Source organism: Escherichia sp. R1, from assembly GCF_003000935.1.
In the GTDB taxonomy this organism is placed as follows: Bacteria; Pseudomonadota; Gammaproteobacteria; order Enterobacterales; family Enterobacteriaceae; genus Escherichia; species Escherichia coli.
On record NZ_PSRU01000006.1, the window covers coordinates 225,779 to 237,339 of the forward strand.

The 11,561-nt window shown below is 48.8% G+C and carries 10 protein-coding genes; 4 read left to right on the forward strand and 6 right to left on the reverse strand.

What is annotated here, in order from left to right:
* Positions 1 to 10 precede the first annotated feature (10 nt).
* The 4 genes from C4F37_RS10050 to msrB all read right to left on the reverse strand — a co-directional run bounded on the left by C4F37_RS10050 (position 11) and on the right by msrB (position 3,590).
* Positions 11 to 1,390: an MFS transporter gene (locus C4F37_RS10050; RefSeq protein ID WP_000435292.1), complete on the reverse strand. Its 1,380-nt coding sequence runs from the start codon at positions 1,388 to 1,390 to the stop codon at positions 11 to 13.
* 26 nt (positions 1,391 to 1,416) lie between these two features.
* Complete coding sequence (locus tag C4F37_RS10055; protein WP_001520669.1) at positions 1,417 to 2,493, reverse strand: zinc-binding dehydrogenase; 1,077 nt, start codon at positions 2,491 to 2,493, stop codon at positions 1,417 to 1,419.
* A 369-nt stretch (positions 2,494 to 2,862) separates the two neighbouring features.
* On the reverse strand, positions 2,863 to 3,135 hold the full coding sequence (locus C4F37_RS10060) for a YeaC family protein (protein ID WP_001046792.1): 273 nt from the start codon (positions 3,133 to 3,135) through the stop codon (positions 2,863 to 2,865).
* 41 nt (positions 3,136 to 3,176) lie between these two features.
* Positions 3,177 to 3,590: a peptide-methionine (R)-S-oxide reductase MsrB gene (gene msrB / locus C4F37_RS10065; RefSeq protein WP_001284618.1), complete on the reverse strand. Its 414-nt coding sequence runs from the start codon at positions 3,588 to 3,590 to the stop codon at positions 3,177 to 3,179.
* Positions 3,591 to 3,931: 341 nt separating this feature from the next.
* On the opposite strand from msrB, the gene gapA reads away from it, so the two are divergent.
* Positions 3,932 to 4,927 (forward strand): glyceraldehyde-3-phosphate dehydrogenase, encoded by a 996-nt coding sequence (gapA, locus tag C4F37_RS10070; protein WP_000153502.1) that lies wholly within the window; start codon positions 3,932 to 3,934, stop codon positions 4,925 to 4,927.
* Between the two features lie 83 nt (positions 4,928 to 5,010).
* On the forward strand, positions 5,011 to 5,895 hold the full coding sequence (locus tag C4F37_RS10075; RefSeq protein ID WP_001298237.1) for a D-hexose-6-phosphate mutarotase: 885 nt from the start codon (positions 5,011 to 5,013) through the stop codon (positions 5,893 to 5,895).
* 50 nt (positions 5,896 to 5,945) lie between these two features.
* On the opposite strand, the gene yeaE is transcribed toward C4F37_RS10075, so the two are convergent.
* Both yeaE and mipA read right to left on the reverse strand, forming a co-directional pair.
* Positions 5,946 to 6,800, reverse strand: coding sequence for a methylglyoxal reductase YeaE (gene yeaE / locus C4F37_RS10080; RefSeq protein WP_001296125.1), 855 nt, complete (start codon positions 6,798 to 6,800; stop codon positions 5,946 to 5,948).
* Positions 6,801 to 6,889: 89 nt separating this feature from the next.
* The gene (gene mipA / locus C4F37_RS10085) at positions 6,890 to 7,636 is read right to left on the reverse strand and encodes a scaffolding protein MipA (RefSeq protein ID WP_000163768.1); all 747 of its coding nucleotides are present in this window, start codon (positions 7,634 to 7,636) and stop codon (positions 6,890 to 6,892) included.
* A gap of 435 nt (positions 7,637 to 8,071) precedes the next feature.
* On the opposite strand from mipA, the gene yeaG reads away from it, so the two are divergent.
* Positions 8,072 to 10,006, forward strand: coding sequence for a protein kinase YeaG (yeaG, locus tag C4F37_RS10090; protein WP_001019882.1), 1,935 nt, complete (start codon positions 8,072 to 8,074; stop codon positions 10,004 to 10,006).
* A 112-nt stretch (positions 10,007 to 10,118) separates the two neighbouring features.
* Positions 10,119 to 11,402, forward strand: coding sequence for a YeaH/YhbH family protein (locus C4F37_RS10095; RefSeq protein WP_001538829.1), 1,284 nt, complete (start codon positions 10,119 to 10,121; stop codon positions 11,400 to 11,402).
* Positions 11,403 to 11,561 lie beyond the last annotated feature (159 nt).

An 11,561-nucleotide genomic window follows, 5' to 3' on the forward strand; every position in this document is an offset into this window, starting at 1 on the left:
TCCACCAGTATTATTTATTGGCTACTGCATCAATACTTAAACTTTCAACGGAGACACCTTTGGTTTCAATTCCAATGGTGGCGATAGCAATTGCGACAATAATTGAAACAGCCCCCAGAAGAATAAAGACTCCCGTTACGCCATAACTACTGAGCAGCACTGCAACGGCATAAGGCGCGGCAATACCACTGATTCGCCCTACCGCATTCGCCAGACCGGAGCCACGGAGTTTGGCCTCTGTCGGCCAGATCTCAGGGACATACACTGCCGAGGCATAGCAAACGTACATATAGACGAAAGTAATCAGGAAGAAACCAATCAGCGTTATGAGCAACATACTGGTTTGCAGTGAATAGATATATCCGAGCACCGCAATCAGGATTAATAGCCCCACACCCATTGTTTTACGCGGAATTTTATCCATCACCAGCATGGCAATAAAAATACCAAATGGCGCGCCAAACATACTCATGGTATTTAAAACAATCGAGTCTTTTAAATTAATTCCCTGGGTCATGAATATCGTTGGCAACCAGTTAATTAGTGTGTACTGCACAACGTTCATGGCAATCAGCACACAAGAGCCTAATATCACGCGTTTCAGTAATACTCCTGTCAGTAAGGCTGAATACGGCACCGCTTGTGGTGCTTTACCGTCATCAGCAATAACCACAGGCGGCAAAGGTTTACCCGTCTGGCGTATGACGCCTTCTTCTATACTCCGCATGACTTTCTCGGCTTCCTGATAACGTCCGCGCGATTCCAGCCAGCGCGGGGATTCAGGAAAGTAGCGCCAGGCCAGCGCCGTAGCGATAAGTGACAATATTGCAGGGATAAGCAGTTGTACCCGCCAGTTCCACTCTGCACTAATCAGCGGCGTGAGTCCCATCGCAATCAATGAACAGAGCGGATATGACCAGTTACCAATAAAGGAAACCCGACTGGACCACGTTCCGCGATTTCTTCCGGGCATATATTCGGTGAAACCAGCAAACAGTGTAACCAGTAAAGCTCCCAGCCCAACGCCCATCACAAAACGGCAGGCAATAAGGAAATCCATATTCGGTGAGAAAGCACCGACAACCATCGAAGCAATATGAATGGCCTCATAGAGGATAAACGCATTTCTGCGACCGGTTTTGTCACCGATGATGCCGCCCACCAGCGCACCGAGAAACATTCCGGCGGTCGTGATTGCTGAGAATGTGGCAGTGGTGGAATTATCTGTCCAGCCCAACGCTTTCAGCTGCGCGAGGATCAAGCCACCAACGGCATTACTCCAGCAGACAAGCAAGCCAAACGCGACGATGGCAAACATTGACGAATGCCAGCGGCAATCCGGTAAGCGATCCAGCCGTGCACCACAATGCGGTTTTGTTATCTGTTCCATGCGATAACGTTCCTTCAGGAGAGTAGTTATTCATCAAAGTCGTAAGTCATGATCACTTTGATTGCAGTTTTATCGACCATCGCATCAAACCCTTCGCGCCATTGCGACAGGCCGATACGATGCGTGATCATCGGTTTGACTTTGATCGCGCCGCTGGCTAATAGCCGGAGAGCGTTACGCCATGAGGTGGAGTCATAGGCCATATGCCCAATGATGCTTTTGTTCCAGGCGGTAATGTCATTAATCGAGAAATCAAGAGGTTTGAAGCCCATTCCAACGCGTACTACTTCCCCATTTGGGCGGAGCATTTCGATGGCTTGTTTCAGTGCGATATTGGCACCGGAGCATTCAATCACCAGTCCCAGATTGTCTTTGCCACAAATTTGCTGGCAGCGCGCCACCACATCTTCGGTAGAACCATTTACTACTGCCGTCGCACCCAGTTCTTTTGCAACCGGGAAGCGGACCGCCACATCTTCTTGCAGACCAACGACGACGATATTTACCGCCCCCATAATCCGCGCCATTTGTACGGAGAACAGCCCGAGTGGGCCAGTGCCGATGACGACAACATCCTGACCTGGAAGGAATTTCGATTGCTGCGCGATGGATTTATAGGCATTACAGATAGGGTCAAGTACGGCTGCGTCCTCATAATCAACACCATCAGGGATTTCCCACAACGCATGACGATGAATTTTGAGAATTTCACCAGGAACAAGACAATATTTGGAAAAACCACCGCCCCAGGTATTGTTATCCAGACCAAGGTTTACTTTTTCTGTACAACACAGAAAATCACCTTGTTCACAGGCCGGGCAAACGCCGCAAACGTGACCGCTGTTATCCGACACGACGCGTTGCCCCACTTTCCAGTCTTTGACTTTTTCACCAACCTGCGCAATACAACCTGCGAACTCATGGCCGCGGATAGAGTTAAACTCATCCGAACCGCTATCGACATTGTAGTGCTTCATGTCTGCGCCGCAGATTGCCGCGGCTTTAATTTCAATCACGACATCTTCCGGGCCACAAATGGGTTGTGGGACATCAATCATCTTGTAGCCGCCAAAGGCCTTGCCAAACCGAGCCAGTGCTTTCATTGCGTCATCCTCTGTGTTTTGTTTTGCTTAGATGGTCATCATACTTACCCACATGATTTTTGAGGTCAACATCAAATCTGTAAAACACAGATAATGATCTGCGTTTTACAACTTAGATCACAATTACGCAGAAAATGGCTGGGGCTGTTACAGGTTGATGGAAGGCGGGACGCAAAAAGAGCAAATTCGAGAGGGATTCCCGGCCAAATAGGCCTGAGACTTAAGTTCAGGAGAAGTCATTCAGGTGTGAACGCGACTGCAAGAGATCGGACAGGGACTTAGCCAGGTCGGGGCGAGATAATTGAGATGAGTCGTGGGGTCATTGTTGGCTATCCCCTTTATAACCGCGGCAAAAAGGGGATAAACCACTTACTTAAACATGGCAATAGGCTTTGCTGAGATACCAAAATCTTCTTTTAACTGCTGTTTGCTCTTCATGACCATCTGACCATTTGTGTCAATTGTCATATGCTGTGCTTCGGTATTATGGCGGGCTTGCCACAGCATCACCAGTTGCAGGCAGTTCTCTTTTTGTTCCTCGGTCAACGTAACGCCATCAGGCCATTTCCCCAGTTCAACGGCGGTCGACAAACGCTGGTATACCTCAGGCGTCATGCTGTTGATAATGTCATCAAGATTCATAATTTTTCCGCTCCTGTGGAATAAGTTGCTGAATCGTTTTTTCAACCGTTGATTTCTTCGCCGTTTTCGCCATCGGTGAAGCGTAAAGAAGCAGAGTTAACACAATAACGTTCGCCCGTTGGCTGCGGCCCGTCAGGAAAGACATGGCCCAGATGGGCATCGCAGTTACCGCAACGAATTTCTATGCGCTGCATTCCATGCGACAAGTCTTTGATATAACGAATAGATTCTTCACTCACCGGTTCGTAGAAGCTGGGCCAGCCACAGCCGGAATCATACTTGGTTTGGGAATGAAACAGCGGGGCATCGCAGATCAAACAGTGATATACGCCGTCACGCTTGTTATGCAGTAAACGACCCGTAAATGGCGGTTCTGTCCCATGATTCTGCGTCACGTAGAACTGCATCTCGGACAAATTTTTTTTCAGTTCTTCTGCCGAAGGTTTATTAGCCATTTGCTCACATCTCACTTTAATCGTGCTCACATTACGTGACTGATTCTAACAAAACATTAACACCAACTGGCAAAATTTTGTCCTAAACTTGATCTCGACGAAATGGCTGCACCTAAATCGTGATGAAAATCACATTTTTATCGTAATTGCCCTTTAAAATTCGGGGCGCCGACCCCATGTGGTCTCAAGCCCAAAGGAAGAGTGAGGCGAGTCAGTCGCGTAATGCTTAGGCACAGGATTGATTTGTCGCAATGATTGACACGATTCCGCTTGACGCTGCGTAAGGTTTTTGTAATTTTACAGGCAACCTTTTATTCACTAACAAATAGCTGGTGGAATATATGACTATCAAAGTAGGTATCAACGGTTTTGGCCGTATCGGTCGCATTGTTTTCCGTGCTGCTCAGAAACGTTCTGACATCGAGATCGTTGCAATCAACGACCTGTTAGACGCTGATTACATGGCATACATGCTGAAATATGACTCCACTCACGGCCGTTTCGACGGTACCGTTGAAGTGAAAGACGGTCATCTGATCGTTAACGGTAAAAAAATCCGTGTTACCGCTGAACGTGATCCGGCTAACCTGAAATGGGACGAAGTTGGTGTTGACGTTGTCGCTGAAGCAACTGGTCTGTTCCTGACTGACGAAACTGCTCGTAAACACATCACCGCTGGTGCGAAGAAAGTGGTTATGACTGGTCCGTCTAAAGACAACACTCCGATGTTCGTTAAAGGCGCTAACTTCGACAAATATGCTGGCCAGGACATCGTTTCCAACGCTTCCTGCACCACCAACTGCCTGGCTCCGCTGGCTAAAGTTATCAACGATAACTTCGGCATCATCGAAGGTCTGATGACCACCGTTCACGCTACTACCGCTACTCAGAAAACCGTTGATGGCCCGTCTCACAAAGACTGGCGCGGCGGCCGCGGCGCTTCCCAGAACATCATCCCGTCTTCTACCGGTGCTGCTAAAGCTGTAGGTAAAGTACTGCCAGAACTGAATGGCAAACTGACTGGTATGGCGTTCCGCGTTCCGACCCCGAACGTATCCGTAGTTGACCTGACCGTTCGTCTGGAAAAAGCTGCAACTTACGAGCAGATCAAAGCTGCCGTTAAAGCTGCTGCTGAAGGCGAAATGAAAGGCGTTCTGGGCTACACCGAAGATGACGTAGTATCTACCGATTTCAACGGCGAAGTTTGCACTTCCGTGTTCGATGCTAAAGCGGGTATCGCTCTGAACGACAACTTCGTGAAACTGGTATCCTGGTACGACAACGAAACCGGTTACTCCAACAAAGTTCTGGACCTGATCGCTCACATCTCCAAATAAGTTGAGATGACTCTGTGATCTAAAAAGAGCGACTTCGGTCGCTCTTTTTTTTACCTGATAAAATGAAGTTAAAGGACTGCGTCATGATTAAGAAAATTTTTGCCCTTCCGGTCATCGAACAAATCTCCCCTGTCCTCTCCCGTCGTAAACTGGATGAACTGGACCTCATTGTGGTCGATCATCCCCAGGTAAAAGCCTCTTTTGCATTACAGGGCGCACACCTTCTCTCGTGGAAACCTGCGGGTGAAGAAGAAGTTCTGTGGTTAAGTAACAACACACCGTTCAAAAATGGCGTCGCCATTCGCGGTGGCATACCGCTTTGCTGGCCGTGGTTTGGTCCGGCTGCACAACAAGGTCTGCCTGCGCACGGTTTTGCCCGCAACCTGCCGTGGACGCTGAAATCACATCGTGAAGATGCTGATGGTGTAGTGCTAACTTTTGAATTGACACAAAGCGAAGAGACGAAAAAATTCTGGCCGCACGACTTTACGCTGTTAGCGCATTTCCACGTGGGTAAAACCTGTGAAATCGATCTTGAAGCACACGGCGAATTTGAAACTACCTCTGCTCTGCATACCTACTTTAACGTGGGTGATATCGCTAAGGTAAGCGTCAGTGGACTAGGCGATCGCTTCATTGATAAAGTAAATGACGCGAAAGAAGATGTACTGACCGACGGTATTCAGACCTTCCCTGACCGTACCGATCGCGTGTATCTGAATCCGCAAGATTGCAGCGTAATTAATGACGAAGCGCTGAATCGTATTATCGCCGTAGGCCACCAGCATCATCTGAACGTTGTAGGCTGGAACCCAGGACCGGCGCTTTCAGTTAGCATGGGCGATATGCCGGATGATGGCTACAAGACCTTTGTTTGTGTAGAAACGGCTTACGCTTCAGAAACGCAAAAAGTCACCAAAGAGAAACCTGCACATCTGGCGCAATCCATTCGCGTTGCGAAACGTTAATTTGCGTTAATATTGTGTGCCGGGTGCGATGCATCCGGCACGTATCAACATCACACCATATCCAGCGCAGTTTTTCCTTTTGGTGCCGGATACGCTTTATCCAGCATAACTAATTCCGCTGACGAAAGTTCAACCTCAAGCACAGCCGCATTTTGTTGGACATGTGCGACAGTTGCCGCTTTTGGGATCGCCATCACACCCTGATGGCTGATTACCCACGCCAACAATACTTGTGCCGCACTGATATTGTGAGCATGTGCAATTTCGTTGACTACCGCGTTTTTTAACAGTCCATTGCGCAACCGCCCGGCCTGAGCTAATGGACTGTAAGCCATCACCGGCATCTGCTGTTTCTGGCACCAGGGAAGTAGATCGTACTCAATCCCTCGTGAACCGAGATGGTAAAGCACCTGATTAGTGGCACACTGATTTCCCCCCGGCAGCTGCCAGAGTTCCTGCATATCGGCATAATCAAGGTTAGAAACGCCCCAGCGGCGGATTTTTCCCTGGGCGATCAATTTTTCCATCGCTGCGACAGTCTCTTCGAGAGCGAAACTGCCAGACCAGTGTAATAAGTAGAGATCGAGATAATCAGTATTGAGACGGCGTAAACTGGCTTCGCATGCATTTATCGCTTTTTGCCCGCCAGCATTCCACGGATAGACTTTAGAGACGAGAAAGACGTTCTCACGCAGACCGATTAATGCTTCCCCAACCACTTTTTCGGCACCGCCATCGGCATACATTTCGGCGGTATCAATGAGGGTTAAACCGAGTTCAATGCCCGCGCGTAGTGCAGCAACTTCTGTTTTACGCTGACTGGCATCTTCGCCCATATACCATGTTCCCTGCCCTATGGCTGGCAGTGAGACATCGCCACTAAATTGAATCATTTTTTGTTGCATTGCTTCCTCCCAGGTATTGCACCACCGTAATGCAAAACAGGGCATTACGCCCTGTTTTTATGCACAAAATGCCCTGGAAAAATGCATTATCAGAATTTGTAGGTGATCCCGGTAGAAATCAGGCCAGTCCAGGATTTATCCACCATTGGGCTGTCAGTAACTTCATCAGACAGACGGGTGTAGCGCGCGATACCGTAAACACTCCAGTCACCGAGGAAGTTGTAGCTGGCGCTCAGCTCCAGGTAAGGGCTCCAGCTGTCGTTCGGGTTATAGCCACGCAGACCGCTGCGAGCGGACTCTTTGCGCGATACGCCATAATAGTATTCGTTCTGGTTTTCGCTGTTCCACTGCACACCAATACCCGGAGTCACGGTCAGGCCACCGTTGGTGTAACGATACAACCAGGCCATATCCCAGACGATGCCGTTGCTGTTATCCAGGGTATCGCCAGCCAGGGTGGTACGCAGGTAACCGTACTGGGTAAAGTGAGCATAAGACAGACCAGCCATCATGGTGCTCTTACGGTCATCCAGGTGACGCATTTGGTGATCGCCACTGTCTTTAGCTTTGAAGTAAAGCGGCGACCAGTAAGCGGTAATTGAAAGTTTGTCCGTTGCGTCATTCCACAGGTAGTAACCACCACCTAAGCCACGGAACCAGAAGTTATCGCCTTCATAGTTGATTACCGGTACTGGGTAAACATCGGTATCGTAATCTTTATATGGGTGTTCAACGACACCTACGCCTGCGCCCAGGGAAAATTTACCTTCAGCGTGCGCTACGCCTGCAGACGTTGCGATAAGCACTCCAAGTGCCAGAAGTTTGAGTTTGGTCACAATTAATCATTCCTTAAACAAATGTTTAGCGGGCGACAAAGTTTACCCGTCAATACATCGAAACCCAACCTTTTTACGTTTTCATTTTTTATAGTAACTGTTTAATTTTCCTGACGCAGATGACACCACGCTTACAGCCAAATGAATTTAGCGTTACCGGCGACCCTATTATTTACATTAATTATGCAAAATTTATGGATGAGTTGTTGATATGCCATTGAAATTAAGAAAGCCGTGCAGGCAAGTTTTCCATTTGCCATCTACGCTTAATTTTGAAGGTGTATCACCGGGCACGTTGTTCTCATCGTCAATAAAATGGCATGAGAGTTGCTGTGTTTTAGCAAGAGACGTCGTTCAGTTTACCTCTTCCGGGAGCCTCAACTATTCATATGAACGGCTCTTAACCTGTGCTAAAAAACGAAAGGACGGCATACCATGAATATATTCGATCACTATCGCCAGCGATATGAAGCTGCCAAGGACGAAGAGTTCACACTGCAGGAGTTTCTTACCACTTGTCGGCAAGATCGCAGTGCTTATGCCAACGCGGCTGAGCGGCTATTGATGGCTATTGGTGAGCCTGTCATGGTCGATACAGCCCAGGAACCCAGACTTTCTCGACTCTTTTCTAACCGGGTCATTGCACGTTATCCGGCGTTTGAAGAGTTTTACGGCATGGAAGACGCGATTGAACAGATTGTATCTTATCTGAAACACGCGGCTCAGGGGCTGGAAGAGAAGAAACAAATCCTGTATCTGCTGGGGCCTGTGGGTGGGGGTAAATCATCGCTTGCTGAGCGACTGAAATCATTAATGCAGCTCGTACCGATTTATGTATTGAGCGCCAACGGTGAGCGTAGCCCGGTCAACGATCATCCGTTCTGTCTTTTCAATCCGCAGGAAGATGCGCAGATTCTGGAAAAAGAGTATGGCATTCCTCGCCGTTATCTCGGCACCATCATGTCGCCGTGGGCGGCAAAACGCCTGCATGAATTTGGTGGCGATATCACTAAGTTCCGGGTAGTGAAGGTCTGGCCGTCAATTCTGCAACAAATTGCTATCGCCAAAACAGAACCCGGCGATGAGAACAACCAGGACATCTCCGCCCTGGTAGGGAAAGTCGATATTCGTAAACTCGAACACTACGCGCAGAATGACCCGGACGCCTACGGCTATTCCGGTGCGCTGTGCCGCGCCAATCAGGGGATCATGGAATTTGTCGAGATGTTTAAAGCACCGATAAAAGTGCTGCATCCCTTGTTAACCGCCACCCAGGAAGGTAACTACAACGGGACGGAAGGTATCTCCGCCCTGCCGTTCAACGGGATTATTCTCGCCCACTCGAACGAATCCGAATGGGTCACTTTCCGTAATAACAAAAACAACGAAGCCTTCCTCGACCGTGTTTACATCGTGAAGGTGCCGTATTGCTTGCGCATTTCCGAAGAGATCAAAATCTACGAGAAATTGCTTAATCACAGTGAATTGACTCACGCCCCCTGCGCCCCTGGCACGCTGGAAACGCTGTCACGTTTTTCTATTCTTTCGCGTCTGAAAGAGCCAGAAAACTCCAGCATTTATTCAAAGATGCGGGTTTATGATGGTGAAAGTTTGAAAGACACTGATCCCAAAGCCAAGTCGTATCAGGAATATCGTGACTACGCTGGTGTCGATGAAGGGATGAACGGTCTGTCGACGCGTTTTGCGTTTAAGATCCTCTCCCGCGTGTTCAACTTCGATCATGTAGAAGTGGCGGCAAACCCGGTCCATCTGTTCTACGTCCTGGAACAGCAGATCGAGCGCGAGCAGTTCCCGCAAGAGCAGGCAGAACGCTATCTGGAGTTCCTGAAAGGTTATCTGATCCCGAAATATGCCGAGTTTATCGGCAAAGAGATCCAGACGGCCTACCTTGAATCCTATTCAGAATATGGGCAGAACATTTTTGACCGTTATGTTACCTACGCGGATTTCTGGATTCAGGATCAGGAGTATCGCGATCCGGATACCGGGCAGTTGTTTGACCGCGAGTCTCTTAACGCCGAGCTGGAGAAAATCGAGAAACCGGCGGGGATCAGCAATCCAAAAGATTTCCGCAACGAGATTGTTAACTTCGTACTGCGAGCCAGAGCCAATAACAGCGGACGTAATCCGAACTGGACCAGCTATGAAAAACTGCGCACGGTTATTGAGAAGAAAATGTTCTCTAATACCGAGGAGCTGTTGCCGGTTATTTCGTTTAACGCCAAAACGTCAACCGACGAGCAGAAGAAACACGACGACTTTGTCGACCGTATGATGGAAAAAGGCTACACCCGTAAACAGGTGCGTTTACTGTGCGAATGGTATTTGCGCGTACGTAAATCGTCTTAACAACCCTGGCCCGGTACACATGCTACCGGGCCTACAACGACAGCGAACCGTGGGCCAGAGAAGCGGCAACACAGGCGTAGCATACCGTTGGCAAATGTAGTACGGGGGGCATATGACCTGGTTTATTGACCGGCGTCTGAACGGCAAAAATAAAAGCATGGTGAATCGCCAGCGTTTCTTACGCCGTTATAAAGCGCAAATTAAACAGTCGATCTCCGAGGCCATAAATAAGCGTTCGGTGACTGACGTCGACAGCGGCGAGTCCGTATCCATTCCCACGGAAGATATTAGCGAACCGATGTTTCATCAGGGGCGTGGTGGCCTGCGCCACCGCGTACATCCGGGCAATGACCATTTCGTCCAGAACGACCGAATTGAACGTCCTCAGGATGGTGGCGGAGGTTCCGGCAGTGGTCAGGGCCAGGCCAGCCAGGATGGTGAAGGTCAGGATGAATTTGTCTTTCAGATTTCGAAAGATGAGTATCTTGATCTGCTCTTTGAAGATTTGGCCTTACCAAATCTGAAACAAAACCAACAGCGCCAGTTAACCGAATATAAAACGCATCGGGCAGGTTATACCGCTAACGGCGTTCCAGCCAATATCAGCGTTGTACGTTCATTGCAGAACTCACTGGCGCGGCGCACAGCCATGACGGCGGGCAAGCGGCGGGAACTTCATGCACTGGAAGAGAATTTGGCCATCATCAGCAACAGTGAACCTGCGCAACTGCTGGAAGAGGAACGGCTGCGCAAAGAGATTGCTGAATTGCGCGCCAAAATTGAACGCGTTCCTTTCATTGACACTTTCGATTTACGTTACAAGAACTACGAAAAACGGCCCGATCCCTCCAGCCAGGCAGTGATGTTTTGCCTGATGGACGTTTCCGGTTCAATGGATCAGTCCACTAAAGATATGGCTAAACGTTTTTATATTCTGCTGTATCTGTTCCTCAGCAGAACGTATAAGAACGTGGAAGTCGTATACATCCGCCATCATACCCAGGCGAAAGAAGTCGATGAACATGAGTTTTTCTACTCGCAGGAAACTGGCGGCACCATTGTTTCCAGCGCCCTAAAACTGATGGATGAGGTAGTGAAAGAGCGTTATAACCCGGCACAGTGGAATATTTACGCAGCCCAAGCATCAGACGGCGATAACTGGGCCGATGACTCTCCGCTTTGCCATGAAATTCTGGCGAAAAAAATATTACCCGTTGTTCGTTATTACAGCTATATCGAAATTACACGTCGCGCGCATCAGACACTGTGGCGAGAATATGAGCATCTGCAATCTACTTTCGACAACTTTGCGATGCAGCATATCCGCGACCAGGATGATATTTATCCGGTGTTCCGTGAACTGTTTCATAAACAAAATGCAACAGCTAAAGACTAAAACTGTCAGCCGGGTCATTATCGCCTGGCTGATTTTTGTGCACAGAAAACCCCCAGCTAGGCTGGGGGTTCCGGAAAGCTTTCAGCTTTGAGCCAGTTATTAAAACCCCTTTTGATTTGTTAAAACACCTTGCGGTCTGGCAACTGCAAGTGTCAAACA

Bases quoted from the DNA above. Each gene is read 5' to 3' on its own strand.
- C4F37_RS10075 (WP_001298237.1), top strand. From the start codon at position 5,011: ATGATTAAGAAAATTTTTGCCCTTCCGGTCATCGAACAAATCTCCCCT.
- yeaG (WP_001019882.1), top strand. From the start codon at position 8,072: ATGAATATATTCGATCACTATCGCCAGCGATATGAAGCTGCCAAGGAC.
- C4F37_RS10055 (WP_001520669.1), bottom strand. From the start codon at position 2,493: ATGAAAGCACTGGCTCGGTTTGGCAAGGCCTTTGGCGGCTACAAGATG.
- gapA (WP_000153502.1), top strand. From the start codon at position 3,932: ATGACTATCAAAGTAGGTATCAACGGTTTTGGCCGTATCGGTCGCATT.
- C4F37_RS10060 (WP_001046792.1), bottom strand. From the start codon at position 3,135: ATGAATCTTGATGACATTATCAACAGCATGACGCCTGAGGTATACCAG.
- yeaE (WP_001296125.1), bottom strand. From the start codon at position 6,800: ATGCAACAAAAAATGATTCAATTTAGTGGCGATGTCTCACTGCCAGCC.
- C4F37_RS10050 (WP_000435292.1), bottom strand. From the start codon at position 1,390: ATGGAACAGATAACAAAACCGCATTGTGGTGCACGGCTGGATCGCTTA.
- C4F37_RS10095 (WP_001538829.1), top strand. From the start codon at position 10,119: ATGACCTGGTTTATTGACCGGCGTCTGAACGGCAAAAATAAAAGCATG.
- msrB (WP_001284618.1), bottom strand. From the start codon at position 3,590: ATGGCTAATAAACCTTCGGCAGAAGAACTGAAAAAAAATTTGTCCGAG.